Here is a 24,094-nt window from a genome sequence, read left to right as displayed (position 1 = left end):
CCGTCCGAAGACGCACGATTCGCTTTGATCTGCGCAATGCTGATCAGTAAGTTTTGCGCGGGCCGTTTTGCGCGACCGTTGCTATTTGTTGACGTTTTGCTGTTCAGTTTTCAAGGTTCAAGTTGTTGTGTTTTTATTTGCCGCGCTCATTGGCGACTCAACTAATATACCATGCTGTTATATAAGAGTCAACAGTTTATGCAAAAAAACTTTAACTTTATGAAATACACTGCTTTGAAACGAAATCCTTGTCCCAATTTTTCTAATCTAAAAGAGCAACTTTTGCTTACCATGTTGTTGTATTCTAGCTGTAATAGGTTTTGTTTTGTTATACATCTGGTTTATTTCTTTAGGTAATGAAAAGCTCTTCCAACTAGTCACACCCTGTTATATGAAGAGAACGCCCTAGTAATGGGTTCACTTCCAGATATAACATAGCTTCACACCTCCGGAATCACCACCTTGCATCACTAGAAAAATAATCCTCTCTTTAAGTTAGGACAATGCTTGAAAATTCTATCCAAACAAAAAATCAGAGATGCTATTTTGAGTTGCTAAAACAAGATTTCTACCATCTATTTCGTCAAATAGAATTTTAGATATTGTTTCGAAACTGCTTAAACAATAATATTAAAATGCATAACTAACAGCGTTAACATTTTCAAAAAATATTGAAAGCGTTGTGGTTCACTCACTGCTCCGACTTTAGCAAGCTCCAGGAAGATTCTCTAAATCAGAATGAACTGGACGTTATCCGTTGAAAATCTAGCAAACTTTCATGCAGTCTGTTGCTTTGTAAAATTTCCTCGCCACTTCGGGCAGCTTCAATAGTAGTACGTCTTAAATCTTCGCACAAAAAAACCCGCTGAATTTGATCAGCGAGCTTTTTATTACTTCTTATCCTTCGTCTTCTTCTGGAGTTTCTTCTATAACATCAATCTTTTCATCAGCAACGACATCGTCTGCTTCATAGACATCTGCTTCAGCACTTTCTTCGATCAAGGTTTCATCAACATCTCCATTGATTTCTTCCAGATCTTCAGGTAACTCAATATCTTTTTTAACTTTAGCTACAGTAGCAACAATTTCATCTTCGCCCAATCGAATCAAACGGACGCCTTGCGTACTTCTACCTGTAGTCGAAATATCTTCAACATCCATACGGATCAAAACACCGTTAACAGTGATTAACATAATGTCTTCTGTGCCATTAACAGTTCGCACCGCAACAAGTGGTCCATTTTTATCTGTAATCTGGCACGTCTTGATGCCCATACCACCACGAGATTGGACGCGGTACTCAGATTCTTTTGTCTGTTTCCCGTATCCTTTCTCCGTGATAACCAATACATTGTCGTTAGGATCCAAAATCTCCATGCCGACCACTGCATCGCCTTCACGAAGACGAATGCCACGAACTCCACTAGCTGTTCGACCCATGCTGCGGATATCTGTTTCTGGGAATCGAATCAAAGCACCGTTTCGAGTACCGATGATTATTTCTTTCGTACCATCTGTCAATTTCACAGAAATTAACTCATCTTCTTCACGAAGACTAATAGCAATCAAGCCGTTTTGTCGAATATTAGCGTAATTCGTGACAGGTGTCCGTTTACTAACACCTTCACGTGTTGTAAAGAAGAAGAACGCATCTTCTTTGAATTCATCGACGCGTATAACAGCTGTTACTTTTTCTTCCTTGCTAATTTCAAGAAGGTTGACTAAAGGTAAGCCTTTGGCAGTTCTGCCGTATTCAGGAATCTGGTACCCTTTTTTACGATAAACTTTACCTTTGTTTGTAAAGAACAGAATCGTATCGTGTGTTGACGTGTACAGTAAATGTTCCACAAAATCATCTTCATTCGTGCCCATTCCTTGTACGCCGCGCCCACCACGTTTTTGGCTGCGGTATGTGTTAGCAGGCAAACGTTTGATATAGCCGTTATGAGTCAGTGTCAACACTGTTGCTTCCACTGGAATCAAATCTTCATCTTCAAACATTTCTGCTCCGCCAGTTGTGATTTCCGTTCTACGCTTATCGCTAAAGCGTTCTTTAATTTCAAGCATTTCTTCCTTAATAATTTCAAGAATACGATAATCATTCGCAAGAATATCTCTCAATTCTTCGATTAGTTTCACCAATGCTTGATACTCTTCTTCGATTTTATCTCTTTCCAACCCAGTTAAACGTTGCAAACGCATATCTAAAATCGCTTGAGATTGACGCTCAGTTAAATTGAAATCAGTCATTAAGCCGTTGCGTGCTTGTTCTGCTGTTTGTGAGCCACGAATCAATGCAATAATCGCATCAATATGATCTAACGCAATGCGCAAACCTTCTAGAATATGAGCGCGATCTTCTGCTTTTGTCAATTCGAATTGCGTACGACGACGAATGATTACTTTCTGGTGCTCAAGGTAATGGAAAAGAATTTCTTTTAAGCTAAGAACTTTTGGGTGACCGTCCACAAGTGCTAGCATATTAAGACCGAAGCTGGTTTGCATCGCTGTTTGTTTGTACAAATTATTCAAGAGAACACTGGCGCTAGCATCTCGACGTACTTCAATCACGATGCGCATACCGTTACGGTCAGATTCGTCTCGGAGATCCGTAATTCCATCGATTTTTTTATCACGGACAAGTTCCGCGATTTTTTCAATCAATCGCGCTTTGTTTACTTGGAAAGGAATTTCGTTAACAATAATAACTTCTTTGCCATTCGCTTTTGTTTCGATATCAACAACCGAACGAATTAACACAGAACCTTTGCCTGTTTCATAGGCGCGACGAATTCCGCTCCGACCAAGGATAATACCACCAGTCGGGAAATCAGGTCCTTCAATATGCTCCATTAATTCTTCGGTTGTAATTGCAGGATTATCAGCGAGTGCTAAAACAGCATCGATTGTTTCACCCAAATGGTGCGGTGGAATATTGGTAGCCATACCAACCGCAATCCCTGACGTACCGTTTACTAAAAGATTTGGAAAACGACTTGGTAACACAATTGGTTCTTTTTCTTGTCCATCATAGTTATCGCGGTAATCAACCGTGTTTTTATTTAAATCGCGTAATAATTCCATCGAAATTTTAGACATTTTGGATTCTGTATAACGCATTGCCGCAGCTGAGTCCCCATCGACAGACCCGAAGTTTCCGTGCCCGTCTACAAGCATATAGCGGTAACTAAAATCTTGCGCCATACGAACCATGGTTTCATAAACAGCTGAGTCACCGTGCGGATGGTATTTACCAATAACATCCCCAACGATACGCGCTGATTTTTTATACCCTTTATCTGCCGTAATTCCCAAATCATGCATTGCATAAAGAATACGGCGGTGGACAGGCTTTAATCCATCACGCACATCAGGTAAGGCACGCGACACAATAACGCTCATCGCATAATCTAAAAATGAAGTCCGCATTTCCGTACTTATATTTATTTCTTCAACACCACTGCTCGGCCGTTCAGCCATATCCGCAGCCTCCTCTCAACTCTATACCTGTTAAACGTCTAAGTTTCTAACGTATTTCGCATTTTCTTCGATAAAGTTACGGCGTGGTTCAACGTCGTCTCCCATCAAAATATGAAAAGTTTCGTCTGCTACCATGGCATCGTTTAATGTGACCTGCAGCAAAGTCCGCACATCCGGATCCATTGTTGTGTCCCACAGTTGTGTCGCATTCATCTCTCCTAATCCTTTATACCGCTGAATATTCGGTTTTGGCGTTGGAGACAATTTTTCAAGTGCTAATTTTAATTGTTCATCTGAGTAAACATAATCCACATGCTTGCCTTGTTTGATTTGGAACAACGGCGGCTGGGCAATGTAAATGTAACCAGCTTCAAGCAATGGACGCATGTAACGGAAAAGGAAAGTTAATAACAGCGTACGAATATGAGCGCCGTCAACATCCGCATCGGTCATAATAACAACTTTGTGATAACGTGCTTTTTCAAGATTAAACTCTTCACCGATACCGGTACCTAGTGCTGTAATAATATTGCGAATTTCCTCGTTCGTGAGAATTCGGTCAAGACGAGCTTTCTCAACGTTCAAGATCTTTCCGCGCAATGGCAAAATCGCTTGAAAATGACGATCTCGGCCTGATTTTGCAGATCCACCAGCTGAATCACCCTCAACGATATAAATTTCACTAATTTTAGGATCACGAGATGAACAATCGGCCAGTTTACCTGGCAGACTTGATACTTCAAGAACTGATTTACGACGCGTAAACTCACGAGCTTTTTTAGCCGCCATACGTGCATGGGAAGCCATAATCCCTTTTTCAACAATTTTCTTTGCAACGGTAGGATTCTCTAGCAAGAATCGATCAAACCCGCCAGAAAATAAATTATTAACGATAGTACTGACTTCCGTATTGCCAAGTTTAGTTTTTGTTTGGCCTTCAAACTGTGGATCTGGGTGTTTGATGGAAATGATTGCAGTCAATCCTTCGCGCACGTCATCTCCGGTTAAATTTAGATCTTGTTCTTTCAACATGCTCTTTTTACGAGCATAGTCATTAACTACACGTGTCAAAGCAGTTTTAAAGCCGGATTCGTGTGTTCCGCCTTCATGGGTATTGATATTGTTAGCAAAAGAGAAAATATTGGCTGCGTAGCCAGCATTGTATTGCATCGCTACTTCAACAGTAATGCCTTCTTTTTCAGCCTCAACAAAAATAGCCTCGTCGTGGAGTGGGTCTTTGGATTTGTTTAAATGTTCGACATACGACTTAATGCCGCCTTCAAAATGATAAACTTTCTCTTTTTCTTCGCCTTCGCGCTCATCTTTCATGACAATTCTTAAGCCACGATTCAAATAAGCTAGTTCACGTAAGCGATGATCTAGAAGATCGAATTCATATACAGTCGTTTCTGTAAAAATTTCTGGATCCGCTTTAAAACGGATTGTCGTGCCTGTGTGTTCTGAATCTCCAATTACTTTTAGTTCTTCTTTTACCGCACCACGTTCAAATTTAATATAGTGTCTTTTTTCATCGCGATTAACGAATACTTCTGTCGTTTCTGACAAAGCATTTACTACAGAAGCACCTACGCCGTGAAGACCACCAGATACTTTGTAACCTCCGCCGCCAAATTTACCTCCTGCGTGCAAAACAGTCATAATAACTTCTACTGCTGGACGTCCCATTTTTTTCTGCATACCAACAGGAATTCCACGCCCGTTATCTTCTACGCGAATCCAATTATCGGGTTCAATGGAAACTTTAATTTCGGTACAATGACCCGCTAGTGCCTCATCAATACTATTATCTACGATCTCCCAAACTAAATGGTGTAGACCTCTTGAACCTGTAGAACCGATATACATACCTGGTCTTTTACGAACAGCTTCTAATCCTTCTAATACCTGAATTTGACTCGCTTCATATGATTCTTGCAAACCTTTTTCTTCCATAGCCATTCCATTCACCTGCTCTTTCTTACGCATTTCATAATCCCGAATTCCATTTATCAACATAACCTGTGGACGATAAGGACAATATTTCATAATAATTTAGACATTCACAGGTGTAAGTACCTAAAAACCTATAATTTTCAGCTGTAAAAATACCAATAGCATTATTCTTTAACTTTTCCATTAGAAACTTCGAAAAGACGTGCACTTTGGATGGTTTCGTGTTGGATTCCTTCAACACTTGTCGTCGTAACAAAAGTTTGAACAGACCCTTTAATTGTATTCAGTAAGTGAGATTGTCTGTAATCATCCAATTCAGAGAGCACATCATCAAGTAATAACACAGGCGCTTCTCCAACTTCCTGTTTAATCAGTTCGATTTCAGCGAGTTTTAACGATAAAGCGGTAGTGCGCTGTTGCCCCTGCGAACCGTAAGTTTGAACATCGTAGCCATTAACAAAAAATTGAAGTTCGTCACGGTGAGGACCGACAAGCGTCACTCCCCGTTCAATTTCTCGTTTTCGCACTTCTATCAGTTTCTGCTCTAAAAAAGACGCCATTTCTTCCGGCGTCCATTCAGGCTTTAAACCGCTGATCGGTTGATAGCGGATTTGAAGTTGTTCCAATCCACGGGAAATACCGTGATGGATTGGTTCAGCCCATTTTTGCAAAAGCTCCATGAACTGATATCGCTTACGAATGATTTTGACAGCCGCTTCTATGAATTGTTCTGTATAGACATCGAACATTACGTCATTAATCGTTTGTTTTCCGTAATGCTGTTTCAATATATGATTTCTTTGTTTGAGGAGTTTTTGGTAAGTTACTAAATCATGCAAATAAACTGGAGAAATTTGTCCGATTTCCATGTCAATGAAACGCCTGCGTACTTGTGGACTTCCTTTTACAAGGTGTAAGTCTTCTGGAGCAAACATAACAACATTTAATTGGCCAATATAATCACTCAGTCTACGTTGTTCTAAATGATTGACTTTTGCTTTCTTACCTTTTTTTGACAAGGTGATTTCGAGGGGCAGTTTACCATATTTACGGTAAACATCAGCTTTAATTTTACCATATTCGGCTTCCCAGCGTATCAATTCCTTGTCATTTGATGTGCGATGCGATTTAGCCATGGATAAAACGTAAAGTGATTCCATGATATTCGTTTTGCCTTGTGCATTTTCTCCTATAAAGACGTTAATCTCTGGAGAAAAATTTAGTTCTAGTGATTCGTAGTTTCGATAATTGACAAGCTCGAGGCGGTCAATCCGCATCGAAGCTCATGCCTTCAGCAGTCACGATACGAAATTCTCCAAACCCTGGAATATTGATAAGGTCATTCGGACGTAATTTACGTCCTCTACGGCTTTCAGCTTCACCGTTTACAAAAACTTCGTGTTCCCCTAAAAACCATTTAGCCATTCCACCTGAACTTATTGTATCCGTCATTTTTAATAATTGTCCCAATGTTATATATTCAGTCTCAATCCCGATTTCTCTCAAAATGCACTCATCCTTCGATTCATAGTCTATCCCTCTATTTTACCCTATTTTAGCTAAAAAGTAAAAAGGATAGCCTATATGGCTATCCTGAGGGTGTGATTTAATTTTAATATGTTCGGACAGGAAGAATTAGCTGCAAAATCGAATCATCTAAAGCTGATTTTAAAATGAAAGGACGCATTGCCCCAGTAAACTGAATAATAACATCTTGTCCATCAATTGCTTTTAGCGCATCCATCATAAATTTCGCGCTGAAAGAGATTTTTAATTCTTCTCCTTCGATGCTTTGTGCTTGTAGCTGTTCTTCTACTTTACCTACTTCTGGTGAATTAGAAGAAACTTCTACTTCATTTCCTGCTTTCGCAGAGAAACGCACGACATTATTGCGTTCTTCTCTTGCTAACAAAGACGCACGATCGATTGCTTGTAAAAGGGAACGTCCGTTAACAGTTACAGTCGTTTTGTATTCTGCTGGGATTAAGCGAGTTGTGTCAGGATAATTTCCTTCTAATAGACGAGAGAAGAAAAGAATGTGTTTTGATTTAAATAAAACTTGTTGATTTGTCATGACGATTTCTACTGCTTCAGAAGTGTCATCAAGAATTTTATTTAATTCAGTCAAACTTTTTCCGGGGATAACAACGCTATACTCCCCTTCTGGTAGTGTTTCTAACTTTGTTTTTCGACGTGCCAGACGATGGCTGTCGGTTGCCACACAAATAAGTTCGCCATCTTTTACTTCCCAATGAACACCTGTGAGTACAGGTCGTGTTTCTGAACTAGATACAGCAAAGACTGTTTCACGGTTGATTGTTTTTAGTAAATCGGCTGGAATTGTAAACAAACGATCGTCTTGAATGTCTGGTAATTGTGGATAATCCATTGCGTCCAAGCCGATTAAATGAAATTCAGATTTTCCTGAACGAATATGCGTTTGGAAATTTCCTGTGATTTCAATTTCAACTTCGTTAGTTGGCAATTTACGAATGATTTCTCCGAAAACCTTCGCTTGAAGAACAATGCTTCCTCCTTCAGTTACCTGAATGATTTGCTCTCCATCTTCTTCTGCTGGAATAAATGTTTGGATCGTGATATCAGAGTCACTACCAGTTAATCTCATTCCTTCTGAAGATACATCCATTTTAATTCCTGTTAAGATCGGAATCGTTGTTTTTGAACTTACTGCTTTCATTACATCGTTTAATCCTTCAACTAGTCGTTCACGTTTTATCTCGAATTTCATTCTCGAACCTCGCTTATATATATATTTTATTTAAAGGCTTTTAAAGTAATAGTAGTAGTAGGGGCTGTGAATATGTGGATAAGCCTTAAAAAGTCAACAAAAGCAGTTTATCCACATGTAGATAAACTGTGCATAAACTGCTTGCTAATTTATCGGGTTATCCACAAGGTATTTACTTGCCCAATGCGCTTTTGATGTCCTTAATATCTTGTTGAAGTTGCTGATTGTCTTTTAACATTTTTGAAATTTTATCGTGAGCGTGAATAACGGTTGTATGATCACGTCCACCAAATTCTTCTCCAATTTTAGGCAAAGAGAAATCAGTCATCTCACGTGACAAATACATCGCAACTTGACGCGGATATGCGATATCTTTTGTGCGACGTTTTGTTTTAAAATCTTCTAATTTAACGTTGAATTGATCACCAACAGCATGTTGAATGTCTAAAATTGTAATAACTTTTGGCTTTGAGTTTGGCATGATATCTTTTAAAGCTTCAGCAGCGAGCTCAGCGCTCATATCGCGATTAATCAAAGAAGAGTAAGCCACAACGCGGATTAATGCTCCTTCAAGCTCACGAATATTCGAATCTATAGAATTCGCAATATACGTCATGACGTCATTTGGAATATCCAGTCCATCCGCTTTTGCTTTTTTGCGCAAAATAGCGATACGGGTTTCCAAATCAGGTGGTGTAATGTCTGTAATCAATCCCCATTCAAAACGAGAACGCAATCGATCTTCTAGTGTAGGAATCTCTTTTGGCGGTCGGTCACTTGAGATAATTATTTGCTTGGACTCTTCGTGCAGCGTGTTAAACGTATGGAAAAACTCTTCCTGTGTTTGTTCTTTCCCCGCTAAAAACTGAATATCGTCAATTAAAAGAATGTCGACACCTCTGTATTTATCGCGGAACTCGCCCGTTTTATTGTCACGTATTGAGTTAATAAATTCGTTTGTAAATTTTTCCGAAGACAAATAAACCACTTTCGCATTCGGATTGTGTTCGAGGACGTAATGTCCAATAGCATGCATTAAATGTGTCTTACCAAGTCCAACTCCCCCATAGATAAACAGCGGGTTATAAGCTTTTGCGGGTGCTTCGGCCACGGCCAAAGAGGCGGCATGCGCAAAGCGGTTGCCTGAACCAATTACAAACGTATCGAAAGTATATTTAGGATTCAGCATGCCAGGCAAAAACTCTTGCTGCTGGTCATGACCCGGTTTAACGCGAGGCGCAGGGAGTTGAAAATCATCCATATCCTGATCTTTGGGCACAACAAACTTAATCATCATATCATCGCCAGTGGAATCTGATAAAATTCCGGTGATCAAGTGTACATAATGGTTTTCCAACCAATCACGTGCAAAAGAATTGGGCGCTGAAATGGTGACTGTATCATCCTGGTAGGATAAAAGTTTTGTTGATTTTAACCACGTTTCAAAACTTGGTTTGGAGATTTTAGTTTCAACTTGGGCTAAGACACTCGACCAAAGTTCGTCTAAGTGTTCCAATAGCTCTTCTCCTTTATATTTAAACTATATTTTAAAGTATATCATACACAAAATCACAGCTTGTGGATAACATTCATAAACAAGGTGGGGAATAACTGTCCACACCTTACCCACAATTTGTGGATAACTTATTTAGAGTAAAAACTATTAACAAGTGAAAACAAGTTAATGTTACCAAAAAAGAAGAGACAATACAAGAAGTTCTTTAAGTTATCCACATAACTTTTTTTCTGCACATACAAACTATCCACAAGAGGTTCGTATGTTAAAAAACTGTAGATAAGGCTTGTGGATAATTATTTTCATCGTAAAAATAGTAAACAGGAGGCTAAGAGATACGGTTAGAAATTGTGTATAACTTAATCAATAAAGAAGAAGAGGTTTTTGAGTTGTTTTTTAATGAGACATTGACATTTATAGCCTTGCGCCTTTATAATAGTCGAGACTGTCTTTAGATAAATAGTTAACTCTCAATATAGGAGGTGTCATATATGACATTACGCACATACCAACCAAATACACGTAAGCATAGCAAAGTACACGGCTTTAGAGCACGTATGAGCACGAAGAACGGACGTCGCATTATCGCAGCTCGTCGCCGTAAAGGAAGAAAAGTATTATCAGCTTAAGTCCACTGACCGCATCAGTGGTCTTTTTTTTCTTTTCTGCTTGATTTTGGCGAAAAGGTATTAAAATAAGCAGGTGAAAGAATGAACAAGGATCAACGGATCAAGAAGAATAAAGAATTTCAGCAAATCTTTAAAAAAGGAAAATCCTTTGCGAATCGGCAGTTTATTGTTTATGTGCTAAAGAGTGAGCAGCCAGAGTTTCGCATAGGACTATCTGTCAGTAAAAAAGTAGGAAATGCGGTAGTACGTAACCGGGTGAAACGTTATATCCGGCAAACTTTCTTGGAATTGAAAGACGAACTATTGCCGAATGCAGACTACATTATCATCGCCCGACCACAGGCGGCCACATTGGATTTTCATGAAAGCAAGAAAAGTCTCGAACATGTATTGAAGATTGCTCGTACATTGCCGAAGAAGTAGAAGACTAGTCAGAATAGATGTTATTATAGAAGTAATTGAAATTAGTTTGGGGGAAGAAGGGTGAATAAGAAATTAGTTCTGCTTATTTCATTGATCGCGGTAGCCTTGCTGCTTTCGGGTTGTACAGAGTTCGATCAGCCGATTAGTGATCAAAGTGAAGGATTTTGGAATGAATTTATTGTCTGGCCACTGGTATCAACTATTAAATTCTTTAAAGGTTTACTAGGAACTTACGGCTTCGGGATTATTGCTGTTACGATCATCATTCGATTGGTCATGCTGCCATTAATGATCAAACAGACAAAGAGTTCGAAACGTATGCAAGAAGTACAGCCTGAACTTGTTAAATTAAAAGAAAAATACAAGTCAAAAGATGCTGTCACACAACAGAAATATCAAAAAGAAATGATGGCTTTGTTCCAAGAAAGAGGCGTCAATCCAATGGCGGGTTGTTTGCCTGTTTTGATTCAAATGCCGGTACTGATCGGTTTTTATCACGCAATTAGTCGTATGAATAATACGCCTGAAATCGATTTAGGATCATTCCTTATTTTTCCATTAGCAGAACCGAGTATTATTTTAGCGGTAATTGCTGGATTGATGCAATTTGTCGTATTGCGTACTGGACCAGCAATGGATAATCCTCAAATGAAAATTATGATGTATTTCATGCCGGTAATGATTATCGGATTTGGTATCGTGTTGCCATCTGCATTGACATTGTACTGGGTAATTGGGAATGTTATTTCCCTTATTCAAAACTTGGTTATTTATCGTCCATGGGAGAAAAAAGAGACACAACAGCCTGTTAAAACGAAAGCAGGAGGGGCTAAAAAGTGAAACAGATTACGCAAACGGGTTTAACTGTTGAAAACGCGATATCTGAAGCATTAGAAAAACTCCAAGTTCCACGTGAAGAAGTTACAATCCAGATCATTCAGCAAGAAAAGAAAGGATTTTTCAGTTTTGGTGCTAAAAAAGCAGAAGTTGAAGTTACCGTAATTGAAAAAACAGCTGCTCCTGAAAATAGTGACACACTCGAACAAACGACTGAAATTTTTGAAATACCTGGAGAATTGCTTGAAAAAGAAGAAGTTCCTGCGCTCTCTAACGAACAAGCCATTGAAGAAACAAAAAACTATATTCAATCGATTGCTAAAGGCATGAAAATTGAAGATTTATCGATTACACATGAACAGCTTGGCAAAAAAGTCAGCTTTTATCTTGAAAGTGAAAAAGTAGCGATGCTGATCGGCAAACGAGGACAAACCTTAAATTCCCTTCAGCAACTAGCTCAATTGGTTGCGAATAAATATTCAAATCAATTTATGATGATTCAACTAGATGCTGAGAATTATCGTGAACGTCGCCAAGAGACGCTAGAACAATTAGCAGATCGAATGGCAGACAAGGCAATTCGGACCGGTGGGCGTGTTCAGTTTGAACCAATGCCATCCTCTGAACGAAAAGTCATCCATCAGACATTATCAAGACGTTTAGACATCGATACGCATTCGGAAGGCAAAGATCCAAACCGCTACCTAGTCATCGAACCTCATAAATAACAAAAAGCCCGCCAATTTGGTGGGCTTTTTTATGCCAAATTGACGAAATTTATCAAAATGGAGCTCTGTGTCTTTTGATTTGGAGTGGTTTATGCTAATGTAATATGTTAGAAAGCCACGTTCATTTACTGGTTGTCCACATGTGGGCAACTTTTTTTAAGCGAAAATAAAGCTGTGAATATATATTTTGATCATTAAGCTGCCTAGCTGTTCTGTTTTTATCCACAGAGCGAGCGATGCTGTTTTTCAACTGTCAAGCTATATCGGTCTGCAAAACGGCCGCTGTCGCTTTTCTTAAGAGGAGGAAACACCATGGAATTCGATACAATCGCTGCCATATCGACACCGAGTGGAGAGGGAGCAATCGCAATTGTCCGCTTGAGTGGTCCTGAAGCTGTTGCAATTGCGGACAAGCTGTTTCGGGCTCCAAGCAAAAGAGCGCTAGCTTCCCAAGTAACGCATACAATCCATTACGGACACCTTGAAGATCCAACAACAGGAGAAGTAGCGGAAGAAGTCATGGTATCGCTCATGAAAGCACCAAAAACCTTTACCCGTGAAGATGTTGTAGAAATTAACTGCCACGGCGGAATTGTGTCGGTCAATCGTGTGCTTGAATTGGTACTACGTGCAGGAGCAAGACTTGCCGAACCAGGTGAGTTTACGAAACGAGCATTTTTAAATGGCCGAATCGATTTATCTCAAGCAGAAGCAGTGATGGACTTGATTCGTGCAAAAACGGATCGTGCCATGGATGTTGCACTTAACCAAATGGAAGGCAAGTTATCAAAACTAATTGGCACATTGCGCCAAGCTTTACTTGAATCGATTGCTCAAATGGAAGTCAATATCGATTATCCAGAATATGACGACGTAGAAGAAATGACACGTCCAATTATGCTAGAAAAATCGAAGTGGGTCCGTTCGGAAATTGATAAACTATTGCAGACCTCATCACAAGGAAAAATCTTGAGAGAAGGACTTTCAACTGTTATTTTGGGGCGCCCCAATGTTGGGAAATCTTCGCTATTAAATAGCCTTGTTCAAGAGAATAAAGCCATTGTCACCGAAATAGCGGGAACAACCCGTGATATAATAGAGGAATACGTAAATGTCCGTGGTGTTCCATTGCGTTTAGTTGATACAGCTGGGATTCGCGAAACGGAAGATATTGTCGAACGGATTGGTGTTGAGCGCTCAAGAAAAGTACTAAAGGAAGCAGATTTGATTCTTTACGTGCTGAATTACGCAGAAACGCTGACTCCAGAAGATGAGTTGTTGTTTGAAACAGTTAAAGACATGGACTATATCGTTGTTATTAACAAAACCGATTTGCCGCAGAAAATAGATTTAGGTCAAGTACAGAAGCTTGCAGGCGATAAATTGCTTGTAACGACTTCGTTAATCGAAGAAGAAGGCATCGACCAACTTGAAGAAGCGATAGCTGCTCTATTTTTCCAGGGAGAAATAGAGGCCGGGGACATGACTTATGTGTCCAATGTGCGCCACATTGCATTGCTACATCAGGCGCACAAAACCATTTCAGACGCTATAGAGGCCGCTGAAATGGAAGTTCCCGTAGACATGATTCAAATTGACGTTACTCGAACATGGGAAATTCTTGGGGAAATTATTGGAGACACCGCAGATGATGGCCTCCTTAACCAATTATTTTCTCAGTTCTGTCTAGGGAAATAAAACTCGAAGGGAATGAACGAACATGCCACAATATGAAGCAGGTACGTTCGATGTCATCGTTGTAGGAGCAGGACATGCAGGAGCGGAAGCTGCTCTTGCCTCTGCACGAATGGGCGCTAAAACGCTTGTTTTAACGATGAATTTGGATATGATCGCATTTATGCCTTGTAACCCATCAATTGGTGGGCCAGCGAAAGGTATTGTTGTACGTGAAATTGATGCACTTGGCGGAGCCATGGGACGCGTGATCGATAAAACACACATTCAAATGAGAATGTTGAATACCGCTAAAGGACCAGCTGTACGCGCACTACGCGCACAAGCTGATAAAGTGCTCTACCAGCAGGAAATGAAGCGTCTGATGGAAGAAGCCCCAAATTTAACCTTGCATCAAGGGATAGCTGAGGAACTAATTGTTGAAGACGGTAAAATTCAAGGGTTGATCACACAAGTAGGAGGCATTTATCGCGCCAAATCAGTCGTTATCACGACTGGAACATTTCTGCGTGGTGAAATTATCATTGGCGATTTGCGTTACTCAAGTGGGCCAAATAATCAGCAACCTTCCATTAAATTGGCAGAAAATCTAGAAAAACTTGGATTTGAAACAGTCCGCTTTAAAACGGGAACACCTCCGCGCGTTAACAGTAACAGCATTGATTACAGCAAAACTGAAATTCAACCTGGAGACGATGTACCTCGCGCTTTCAGTTATGAAACGACAGAATATATCACGGATCAACTGCCATGCTGGTTAACTTATACAAATGAGCAAACGCATCAAGTAATTGATGATAATTTACACCTATCACCGATGTATTCTGGAATGATCAAAGGAACGGGTCCGCGTTATTGTCCTTCAATTGAAGACAAAGTCGTTCGTTTTAATGACAAACCACGTCACCAGATCTTTTTAGAACCTGAAGGTCGTAATACGCGCGAGGTTTACGTACAAGGTCTTTCAACAAGTTTGCCTGAACATGTCCAACGGAAGCTGTTAGAATCGATTCCAGGGCTTGAGAAGGCTGAAATGATGCGTGCAGGTTATGCTATCGAGTATGATGCCATCGTTCCGACGCAATTATGGCCAACATTAGAGTCAAAACAAATTGAAAATCTTTACACTGCAGGTCAAATTAACGGAACGTCTGGCTACGAAGAAGCAGCTGGTCAAGGACTAATGGCGGGAATCAATGCAGCAGCGAAAGTGCTCGGCAAAGAAGAAGTTATTTTGAGTCGTTCTGACGCGTATATCGGTGTCTTAATTGATGATTTGGTAACAAAGGGGACAAACGAACCTTATCGTTTGTTAACATCTCGTGCAGAATATCGCTTATTGCTTCGTCATGACAATGCAGATATGCGTTTAACGGAACTGGCTTATGCAATCGGCATGGTTAAAGAAGAGCGCTATGTGAAATTCCTTGCGAAAAAAGAGCGTATTGAAGAAGAAATTAAGCGCTTGAGAGGCATTATGATAAAGCCAAACGAAACGACTCAGCAAGTGATTCGTGACGCAGGCGGCAGTGAATTGAAAGACGGTATTCGGGGAGCGGATTTATTGAAGCGTCCGGAAATGACTTATGACATGATTTCACAACTGACAGCTTCGACGATAGAATTGGAAGCTGAAGTAAAAGAACAAGTCGAAATCCATATTAAATATGAAGGCTATATCGAGAAGTCGTTGCAACAAGTTGATAAACTTAAAAAAATGGAGAACAAAAAAATTCCTGATAATATTGATTATCATGCGATTTCCGGAATTGCGACTGAAGCTCGAGGTAAACTTGCAGAAGTTCGTCCGCTATCTATCGCACAAGCTACGCGCATCTCAGGTGTTAATCCGGCTGACATATCCATCTTATTGGTGTATATTGAACAAGGAAAGATTGCGAAAATCTCAGTATCACAGTAAAGCCATAAGCTAGACAACAGAATGGGCTGGCTCACACCAGCTCATTTCTTTTTTACATAAAAAACTTGCAAGAAGGGGGAAGTCAGTTTGAACGAACAACAGTTTAAAGATGCTCTCAGTGAAAAAGGAATCTTCTTGACTGAACAACAACTAGAGCAATTTCGTATTTATCATAAGGAATTGGTCGAATGGAACGAAAAAATGAATCTTACAGCCATAACCGAACAACCCGCTGTCTATTTAAAGCATTTTTACGATTCGATTACAGCAGCATTTTATTTAGATTTCACAAAATCAATGAAAATTTGTGACGTGGGTGCCGGAGCCGGATTTCCCAGTATCCCATTAAAAATTTGTTTTCCACATATCGAAATTACAATCGTTGATTCTTTAAATAAACGAATTCAGTTTTTAGAGCATTTAAGTAAAGAGCTTGAATTGACCAAAGTACAATTTATTCATTCAAGAGCAGAAGATTTCGGACAGTCTATCCACCGTGAAAAATACGATGTCGTAACGGCTCGTGCTGTAGCTCGTTTGTCAGTGTTAGCCGAGTTATGTGTGCCTTTAGTTAAAAAGGGCGGAGTTTTTGCAGCAATGAAAGCTGCTTCAGCGGCAGATGAATTGGAAGATGCGGAAAAAGCATTGCAGAAACTTGGCGTAAAACTAGAAGCTGTTCACTCTTTCTTGTTGCCTATAGAGGAAAGCGAACGGTACATTCAAGTCTTTAAAAAGTTCAAAGACACACCAAAGAAATATCCGCGAAAAGCTGGAATTCCAAACAAATCACCTATCTCTTAATGTTCCACGTGAAACATTTAAAAATAACAGTGATCAAGATTTAACAGCTAAGTGAGCTTGTAAAAGGTGGTGCTTGAAGGTGAAAAGTCCTTTTTCACGTTTCTTCGGAGGCGGCGATAAAGTAAATGAGACAGCAAAAAAAGAAGCGGTAGAACACAAGTCTTCAGAAGAAGTACTCAAATTACCGCTCGACAAAATACATGCAAATAAATTTCAGCCAAGAACAATTTTTGATCAAGAAAAAATTGAAGAACTTGCACGGACAATTCATGTTCATGGAGTGATTCAACCAATCGTAGTTAGGAAGTCTGAAGTTGAAGGAGAGTATGAAATCATTGCAGGAGAACGTCGTTTTCGTGCAATGAAATCACTCGAATGGACAGAAGTGCCAGCCATCATCCGGAATTTGAGTGACAAAGAAACTGCGTCTATAGCTTTGATTGAAAATCTTCAGCGTGAAGAGCTTACCTCGATAGAAGAGGCACATGCTTATCGTAATTTACTTGATATACAAGAAATTACGCAGGAAGCTTTGGCGCAGCGTCTAGGTAAAGGGCAGTCGACAGTTGCCAACAAGCTACGGTTACTAAAGTTGCCTGAAGAAATTCAAGCGGCATTGTTAAAGCGATTACTAACAGAACGACATGCCAGAGCATTGTTACAGGTAAAAGACGCAGAGCAGCAAAAAAAGCTATTTGATGAAACGATTGAAGAAAGTTTAAATGTAAAGCAATTAGAGATAAAAGTAAGTAAGTTGCTTTCAAATGAGCCAAAAAAACCAAAGGCCCGAAGAAAAGCAATTAGCAGAGATATGCGAATTGCAATGAACACGATTAAAGAATCACTGAGTATGGTTACTAAAAGCGGCATTGATTTAACAACAGAAGAAGAAGAATACGAAGAATATTATCAAATCACAGTAAAAATTCCGAAAAAAAAATCATGAGAAGCTCTTTCCTGTATGGAAAGAGTTTTTTTAATGGCTCCATCGTCGTATTGTTGAAAAATTTTGATACAATAGAAAAATGGAAGCTAGTATAAGTCAAAGTTATGATTTTTGTCTATAATTATTCCTTGAAAATGCTGTGCTTTATAAGTAATAAAATAGCTAAAACAAAGATTCCGCAGTAAAATAAAGAAAGTAATAGAGAAAGTTGGTGCAAGTGTGGGTAGAACTATTGCGATCGCCAATCAAAAGGGCGGCGTAGGAAAAACAACGTCTTCAGTAAATTTAAGTGCCTGCCTTGCATATTTGGGCAAAAAAGTTCTTTTAATAGATGTAGATCCTCAAGGAAATGCGACCAGTGGGGTAGGAGTCAACAAAGGCGACGTGGATAAATGCATTTACGAAGTGTTAATTGACGATATAGATGTGAAAAGCACAATAATGGAAACAAAAGTGGAGAATCTACATGTAGTTCCGGCGACAATTTCTCTTGCTGGAGCTGAAATTGAATTAGTTTCTACCATTTCAAGAGAAGCTCGCTTGAAAAATGCACTGGAAGAAGTCAAAGATATGTACGATTACATAATCATTGATTGTCCACCTTCATTGGGATTACTAACTTTAAACTCTTTAACAGCATCGGATGCAATTATTATTCCGGTACAGTGTGAATACTATGCATTAGAAGGGTTGAGCCAATTATTGAGCACAATTCGCTTAGTGCAAAAACATTTAAATCACGATTTAATGATTGATGGTGTCTTATTGACCATGTACGATGCACGAACAAACCTAGGGATGCAAGTAATTGATGAAGTGAAAAAATACTTCCAAGATAAAGTTTATAAAACAATTATTCCTAGAAACGTAAGATTGAGTGAAGCACCGAGCCATGGAGAGCCAATTATTATCTATGATCCAAAATCCAGAGGCGCAGAAGTGTATTTAGAATTGGCGAAGGAAGTGATTGATAATGGCTAAAGGTTTAGGGAAAGGCATCAATGCGTTGTTTCCAGGAGAGGCAAGCAATGATGCAGACAAAGTAAATCAACTTCATACGAGTGAAATTCAAGCAAATCCGTATCAACCACGAAAAATTTTCGATCAAGCAGCTTTGGAAGAGTTGGCAGAATCTATTAAAGAACATGGAATTTTGCAGCCGATTGTTGTAAGAAGAGTGGGAGAAAAATATGAACTGGTTGTTGGTGAACGTCGTTTCCGGGCAGCAAAATTGATTAAGTTGAAAAAAGTTCCGGCGATTGTTAAAGAGTTGACGGACCAACAAATGATGGAACTTGCTATATTGGAAAACCTTCAACGAGAAGATTTAACGCCAATTGAAGAAGCAGAAGCTTACCAGAAACTAATGGAAGCATTAAACTTAACGCAAGAACAACTTGCTTTTCGCTTAGGTAAAAGTCGTCCGCATATTGCCAATCATATTCGGCTTTTAGCGTTGCCTGATACGGTACGTAAACTTATCTCTGACAAGGAATTGTCAATGGGGCATGGGCGTACACTTCTTGGCTTGAGAAACAAAAAAATCATTTTAGAAACAGCCACAAAAGTGGTTAAAGAAAACTTGAACGTTCGTCAGCTAGAGAATTTGGTGCAGCGTTTAAATGAAGATGTTCCACGTGAAACAATTGAAAAAAAGAGAGATATTTTTATAGAAGAAAAACAATCTGAACTAAGAGATCGTTTTGGCACAAAAGTCCAGATTAAAAAAATTAAGAATAAAGGAAAAATAGAAATTGAATTTTTCTCTGAAGATGACCTGGAGCGAATTTTGGAATTGTTAAGCTGACAAGTGCCTATTCCTTAGAAAGGGAATAGGTTCTGTTTTTGATAAGTGAGAAACCAAATCGAACGTTGAAAAGAGGGAGAAGATTGTCTTGCAGTAGACGAGGAAACTTGTAGAGGAGGAGAAATGTAGTGGTTCTCTTAGGGACGTTAATAAACGCTGTTTTAATTGTAGTGGGAACCATTCTTGGAAGAGCTCTTCGCAATATTTCTGACAACATGAAAGAGACGGTCATGTATGTTATTGGCTTAGCAGTAATTGTGCTTGGTCTACAAATGGGATTGGGAAGTCAAAACTTTATAATTGTTATTATTAGTTTAGTGTTGGGCGCAGTTATTGGAGAATGGGCAAACTTAGAAGGTAAATTGAACGATTTTGGTCATTGGATTGAACGCATGCTTGGAGCTAAAGAAAGTAATGGCAGCCTTGCTCAAGGATTTGTAACAGCTACTTTAATATTTGTAATTGGAGCAATGGGAATCATCGGAGCAATGGAAAGTGGCTTGAGTAATGAGCATGGCGTATTAATTTCAAAAGGAATAATTGATGGATTTACTTCCATCGTTTTAGCTTCTACACTTGGCTTTGGTGTTATGCTTGCAGCGATTCCAGTATTTGTTTATCAAGGATTAATCGCCTTGTTTGCAACTCAAATTAGCTTAGCAATTCCTGATGTAGCACTCGATATGTTCATATTGGAAATGAGTGCAACAGGTGGAGTAATGATCGTTGCAATTGGTCTGAATATGATGGGTGTAACAAAAATTAGAGTAGCGAATTTATTGCCAGGTATAGTTGTTGTTGGAGTGGTCGTTACAATTATTTATAAATTTAATTTGATGTAAGTGTGGGAAGGTGAAAGAGTGAGCGTTGAGAAAATGATACAACGAATTTTTAATGTTCTCGCGGACGAAGCAATGTGGATAGGTCTAATCATTGTTTTATTAAAAGTCGTGTTGATTACTGTAGCTGCGGTTGTACTGGTGAAAGTATTACGTGTATTGATTCGAAAAACTTTTTCTGTACGTATTAAAGGTCCGCTACTTTATAACGAGCGAAGACAGCAAACTTTATCAAAATTATTATCAAACGTCGTGGCGTATGTCGTGTATTTCATAGCGGCAGTTTCCATTTTGTCAACTTTCACGATTGATATTACCGGTTTGATTGCAGGTGCTGGTGTGTTAGGTTTAGCAGTCGGATTTGGTGCTCAGAACTTAGTACGAGATGTGATTACCGGTTTCTTTATTATTTTTGAAGATCAATTTTCTGTAGGTGATTATGTTCGAATCGGTGCTGCCGAAGGAACCGTGGAAGAAATCGGGTTACGTACGACCAAAGTAAAAGCATGGACAGGTGAACTGTTTATCTTCCCGAATGGCAACATAACGGACGTTGTAAACTTCTCAATTCACAATTCTATCGCAGTGGTTGATGTCAACATTTCTTATGAATCGGATATTACGCGCGTTGAAAAGCTCATAATGGAATTTTTGAATGGTTTGCAAGATCGTTATGAACAGATTATTAAGCCAGCGGAGCTATTAGGTGTTCAAAATTTAACGACAACTGAAATTGTTATGCGAATTACAGCAGAAACTTTACCAATGCAGCATTTTGCTGTCGCGAGAGGAATGCGTCGCGATTTGAAGGACTTTTTGGACCAACGTGGAGTTGAAATTCCTTATCCGCGTATGGTAATGATGCAGCGATCTCCAGAAGAAGTGACCACAGCAAGAAATGCTAAAACGTAAAAGGGAGGCAGACTCATGGAAATGAAGGAGTTTGGGCTGAACGATATAGTTGAAATGAAAAAAGGCCATCCTTGTGGAGCCAATGCCTGGAAAATTATTCGCATGGGAGCGGATGTTCGCATTAAGTGTGAGGGGTGTCAACATAGCGTCATGTTGCCGCGTATGGAGTTTAATAAAAAGATGAAAAAGATTCTAATTAAGTCCGAAACAGAATGAAAAATGGACAATTCCAGGTTTCGTTCTTATAATGAAATGGTTGTGTAAAAAATAATTCGTTTTATATAGAGGAAAGGTTGTGCATCCTATGGCATTAACTGCAGGGATTGTAGGATTACCAAACGTGGGGAAATCCACATTATTTAATGCAATAACTAAAGCGGGTGCCGAAGCGGCAAACTACCCGTTCTGTACAATAGATCCAAACGTTGGGATTGTTGAAGTTCCAGATGAGCGTCTTAACAAATTGACGGAATTAGTAGATCCGAAAAAAACTGTACCCACGGCTTTTGAATTTACTGATATTGCAGGAATTGTAGAAGGTGCTAGTAAAGGTGAGGGATTAGGAAATAAATTCTTGTCTCATATCCGTGAAGTAGATGCAATTTGCCAAGTGGTACGTTGTTTTGCTGATGATAACATCACGCACGTAACCGGAAAAGTAGACCCGATTTCTGATATTGAAGTGATTAACTTGGAATTGATCTTGGCAGATATGGAAAGCATCGAAAAACGCATTGCCCGCGCAGCGAAGTTAGTAAAACAAAAAGACAAAGACGCTGTTGCAGAAGAGCCAGTCCTGATGAAATTACGTGAAGCTTTTGAAAATGGCCAATTGGCACGTTCAATCGAATTTACGGATGATGAGCTGTTAATTGCAAAAGGTTTGAATTTATTGACAATCAAACCGATGCTTTATGTGGCAAACGTTTCAGAAGATGAAATTGCAGATGCTGACAGTAACGAATACGTTCAACAAGTTCGTGATTTTGCTGCAAAAGACAATGCAGACGTCATCGTTATTTGTGCGAAAATCGAAGAAGAAATGGCTGAACTTGAAGACGAGGAAAAAGAAATGTTCCTTGAAGAGTTGGGCATTAAAGAGTCTGGGTTGGACCAATTGGTCAAAGCTTCATACAGCTTGCTCGGATTAGCAACTTATTTTACCGCGGGCGTTCAAGAAGTGCGTGCATGGACATTCAAAAAAGGCATGAAAGCTCCACAATGTGCCGGCGTTATTCACTCTGACTTCGAACGCGGATTTATCCGTGCCGAAACAGTTGCCTATGATGACTTGGTCGAAATCGGATCAATGGCAGCAGCAAAAGAAGCAGGGAAAGTACGTCAAGAAGGCAAAGAATACATCGTCAAAGACGGCGACGTCATGCTATTTAGATTTAACGTCTAAAAGCGGAAACGACCGTTATGCTCCGACAGGCGTAAGACGATCTGGCGAAGCGGCGTTCTTTGCCGCACAGCCAGAGTGGCTGCCCCGAGGAGCAGGTCGTTGCAGCTGGATAAGACTAAAAGCGAGGATGGCCGTTAAGATTCGACAGGCATAAGGCGAATCAGCAAAGTGGCGCTTTTTGCCACGTAGCTGGGTTGACTTATGACCCGAGAATCTGGCTACCGGAGCTGGATAAGACTAAAAGCGAGGATGGCCGTTAAGATTCGACAGGCATAAGGCGAATCAGCAAAGTGGCGCTTTTTGCCACGTAGCTGGATTGACTTATGACCCGAGAATCTGGCCACCACAGCTAGATAAGTCCAAAAGCTGAAATGATCATTATCTACCGAAGCATGTAGTTTCAAAGCACGACAAAACTAAAAAAGCAACCGGGTGCCTTGCCGCATCCGGTTTTTGTATGGAGGAATAGGAAATGTTGTTATTTGCATACGGAACGCTTAAGCGCGGCGGGAAGTATCATTGTTATTTGGAAGAAGCTGAATTGGTGGAGGAACAAGCGGTAACAAAAGGAACTTTGTACGACACGGGAATGGGTTATCCGGCAATGGTGTTATCGGGTGCTGGTCAAATTGAAGGGGAGATTTACGACATCCCGGACGTTTTATGGCCAGCTTTAGACTATCTTGAGGATTATTCTGGAAATCCTGAAACAGATTTATACGATAAGGTAACGATTGAAGTAGAGGCGGGCAACAAATCTTTCGAAACAATTGTTTATATAGCAAAAGACGAAAAGTTAGTAAAAAAACAAATTTTGACTGGGAAATGGGAAGTTACTCATCTGGTTAGATAAGAAAAGAAAAGCACCGATTAATCGGTGCTGTCGTTTTTTGGATACTGATTGTAAATATGGAGGCGCGGCAGTGAAGGGTCATCAACGACCCATGCCGCGCTTTTTTCTTTGCGCAATTCACGATACATGATAAAGTCGCCAAAAGCTCCTGCAGTAAGCATAGCGCCTAATAAAACGAGAACCTGGCTATCAAACAAAAATCCTATCACCGTAGGAAGAAAAGCAGTCGTCCAAAAAGGAAACAGTAATGCTTTCTTCATGGCATGGTTTTGAACGGGTTTAGTCGTAGTAGCGTAAGCAATACCCAGTTTCAAATTGACACCATAATTCAACGAAGAAATTGGAACTTTTCCAAACAGTACAAAACCAATCAAATGAAAAAGCTCATGCACGACAATTAAAACCACATAGCCGAGTAGAAATAACAAAATGGCAGTCAATGAAAAACGAAACGATAAAGATTCATTGAAGAAATGATAAGCAGCTGCAAATGCAAACAACAAGATTACATTGAACCCAAGTGCTTTTGGCGCGATCTCGTCCATTTTCAATTCGATAATATGGCTAGGGGACATCGTTTCACATCCTTTAACAGTCTAT

The 24,094-nt window shown here is 39.7% G+C and carries 22 protein-coding genes; 15 read left to right on the top strand and 7 right to left on the bottom strand.

The features are described 5' to 3' along the window. Positions 1-897 precede the first annotated feature (897 nt). From gyrA to dnaA, 6 genes are all read right to left on the bottom strand, one after another. Positions 898-3,480, bottom strand: a complete 2,583-nt coding sequence (gene gyrA, locus QMF37_RS16845) for a DNA gyrase subunit A (RefSeq protein WP_058383847.1) — start codon at positions 3,478-3,480, stop codon at positions 898-900. 30 nt (positions 3,481-3,510) lie between these two features. Continuing rightward, the gene (gyrB, locus tag QMF37_RS16840; protein WP_071152957.1) at positions 3,511-5,439 is read right to left on the bottom strand and encodes a DNA topoisomerase (ATP-hydrolyzing) subunit B; all 1,929 of its coding nucleotides are present in this window, start codon (positions 5,437-5,439) and stop codon (positions 3,511-3,513) included. 158 nt (positions 5,440-5,597) lie between these two features. Continuing rightward, positions 5,598-6,710 carry a DNA replication/repair protein RecF gene (gene recF, locus QMF37_RS16835; RefSeq protein WP_071152956.1) on the bottom strand — a complete coding sequence of 371 codons (1,113 nt, stop codon included), beginning with the start codon at positions 6,708-6,710 and terminating at the stop codon, positions 5,598-5,600. Further along, the gene (gene yaaA, locus QMF37_RS16830; RefSeq protein WP_071152955.1) at positions 6,700-6,939 is read right to left on the bottom strand and encodes a S4 domain-containing protein YaaA; all 240 of its coding nucleotides are present in this window, start codon (positions 6,937-6,939) and stop codon (positions 6,700-6,702) included. Before yaaA ends, recF begins: the two co-directional genes overlap by 11 nt. Positions 6,940-7,045: 106 nt before the next feature. Then, a complete protein-coding gene (gene dnaN, locus QMF37_RS16825) occupies positions 7,046-8,182 on the bottom strand; it encodes a DNA polymerase III subunit beta (RefSeq protein WP_058383851.1) in 1,137 nt (378 codons plus the stop codon). Between the two features lie 172 nt (positions 8,183-8,354). After that, complete coding sequence (gene dnaA / locus QMF37_RS16820) at positions 8,355-9,698, bottom strand: chromosomal replication initiator protein DnaA (protein WP_071152954.1); 1,344 nt, start codon at positions 9,696-9,698, stop codon at positions 8,355-8,357. Between the two features lie 491 nt (positions 9,699-10,189). Between dnaA and rpmH the strand changes: the two genes are divergently transcribed. The 15 genes from rpmH to QMF37_RS16745 all read left to right on the top strand — a co-directional run bounded on the left by rpmH (position 10,190) and on the right by QMF37_RS16745 (position 23,494). Continuing rightward, positions 10,190-10,327: a 50S ribosomal protein L34 gene (gene rpmH, locus QMF37_RS16815; RefSeq protein WP_038705267.1), complete on the top strand. Its 138-nt coding sequence runs from the start codon at positions 10,190-10,192 to the stop codon at positions 10,325-10,327. Positions 10,328-10,408: 81 nt separating this feature from the next. Next, a complete protein-coding gene (rnpA, locus tag QMF37_RS16810) occupies positions 10,409-10,750 on the top strand; it encodes a ribonuclease P protein component (protein ID WP_058383853.1) in 342 nt (113 codons plus the stop codon). Positions 10,751-10,810: 60 nt separating this feature from the next. Next, the gene (yidC, locus tag QMF37_RS16805; RefSeq protein WP_058383854.1) at positions 10,811-11,590 is read left to right on the top strand and encodes a membrane protein insertase YidC; all 780 of its coding nucleotides are present in this window, start codon (positions 10,811-10,813) and stop codon (positions 11,588-11,590) included. After that, positions 11,587-12,315: an RNA-binding cell elongation regulator Jag/EloR gene (jag, locus tag QMF37_RS16800; protein WP_283478939.1), complete on the top strand. Its 729-nt coding sequence runs from the start codon at positions 11,587-11,589 to the stop codon at positions 12,313-12,315. Before yidC ends, jag begins: the two co-directional genes overlap by 4 nt. A 312-nt stretch (positions 12,316-12,627) precedes the next feature. Beyond that, positions 12,628-14,013, top strand: coding sequence for a tRNA uridine-5-carboxymethylaminomethyl(34) synthesis GTPase MnmE (gene mnmE, locus QMF37_RS16795; RefSeq protein ID WP_058383856.1), 1,386 nt, complete (start codon positions 12,628-12,630; stop codon positions 14,011-14,013). Between the two features lie 22 nt (positions 14,014-14,035). Continuing rightward, on the top strand, positions 14,036-15,931 hold the full coding sequence (mnmG, locus tag QMF37_RS16790) for a tRNA uridine-5-carboxymethylaminomethyl(34) synthesis enzyme MnmG (protein ID WP_071152952.1): 1,896 nt from the start codon (positions 14,036-14,038) through the stop codon (positions 15,929-15,931). A gap of 87 nt (positions 15,932-16,018) precedes the next feature. Then, positions 16,019-16,732: a 16S rRNA (guanine(527)-N(7))-methyltransferase RsmG gene (gene rsmG / locus QMF37_RS16785; RefSeq protein WP_071152951.1), complete on the top strand. Its 714-nt coding sequence runs from the start codon at positions 16,019-16,021 to the stop codon at positions 16,730-16,732. 79 nt (positions 16,733-16,811) lie between these two features. Next, positions 16,812-17,678 carry a nucleoid occlusion protein gene (gene noc / locus QMF37_RS16780; RefSeq protein WP_071152950.1) on the top strand — a complete coding sequence of 289 codons (867 nt, stop codon included), beginning with the start codon at positions 16,812-16,814 and terminating at the stop codon, positions 17,676-17,678. A gap of 219 nt (positions 17,679-17,897) precedes the next feature. Next, positions 17,898-18,659 carry a ParA family protein gene (locus tag QMF37_RS16775; RefSeq protein WP_058383860.1) on the top strand — a complete coding sequence of 254 codons (762 nt, stop codon included), beginning with the start codon at positions 17,898-17,900 and terminating at the stop codon, positions 18,657-18,659. Continuing rightward, entirely contained in the window at positions 18,652-19,485 is an 834-nt protein-coding gene (locus QMF37_RS16770) for a ParB/RepB/Spo0J family partition protein (protein ID WP_283478937.1), read from the top strand. Before QMF37_RS16775 ends, QMF37_RS16770 begins: the two co-directional genes overlap by 8 nt. Positions 19,486-19,613: 128 nt before the next feature. After that, a complete protein-coding gene (locus QMF37_RS16765; RefSeq protein WP_058383862.1) occupies positions 19,614-20,327 on the top strand; it encodes a DUF554 domain-containing protein in 714 nt (237 codons plus the stop codon). A gap of 18 nt (positions 20,328-20,345) precedes the next feature. Next, complete coding sequence (locus QMF37_RS16760) at positions 20,346-21,236, top strand: mechanosensitive ion channel family protein (RefSeq protein WP_078080805.1); 891 nt, start codon at positions 20,346-20,348, stop codon at positions 21,234-21,236. Positions 21,237-21,251: 15 nt separating this feature from the next. After that, the gene (locus tag QMF37_RS16755) at positions 21,252-21,452 is read left to right on the top strand and encodes a DUF951 domain-containing protein (protein ID WP_058383863.1); all 201 of its coding nucleotides are present in this window, start codon (positions 21,252-21,254) and stop codon (positions 21,450-21,452) included. Positions 21,453-21,540: 88 nt separating this feature from the next. Continuing rightward, positions 21,541-22,641: a redox-regulated ATPase YchF gene (ychF, locus tag QMF37_RS16750; protein ID WP_058386809.1), complete on the top strand. Its 1,101-nt coding sequence runs from the start codon at positions 21,541-21,543 to the stop codon at positions 22,639-22,641. A 472-nt stretch (positions 22,642-23,113) separates the two neighbouring features. After that, complete coding sequence (locus QMF37_RS16745) at positions 23,114-23,494, top strand: gamma-glutamylcyclotransferase family protein (RefSeq protein WP_058383864.1); 381 nt, start codon at positions 23,114-23,116, stop codon at positions 23,492-23,494. Positions 23,495-23,511: 17 nt separating this feature from the next. Here the strand turns inward: QMF37_RS16745 and QMF37_RS16740 are convergent, their stop codons facing one another. Beyond that, on the bottom strand, positions 23,512-24,069 hold the full coding sequence (locus QMF37_RS16740; protein WP_071152948.1) for a DUF3267 domain-containing protein: 558 nt from the start codon (positions 24,067-24,069) through the stop codon (positions 23,512-23,514). Positions 24,070-24,094 lie beyond the last annotated feature (25 nt).

Origin of the sequence: Planococcus sp. S3-L1 (assembly GCF_030063085.1) — a bacterium.
In the GTDB taxonomy this organism is placed as follows: Bacteria; Bacillota; Bacilli; order Bacillales_A; family Planococcaceae; genus Planococcus; species Planococcus kocurii.
Note: the sequence above shows the minus strand (reverse complement) of the source record. Positions and strands in the feature narration are given on the sequence as shown.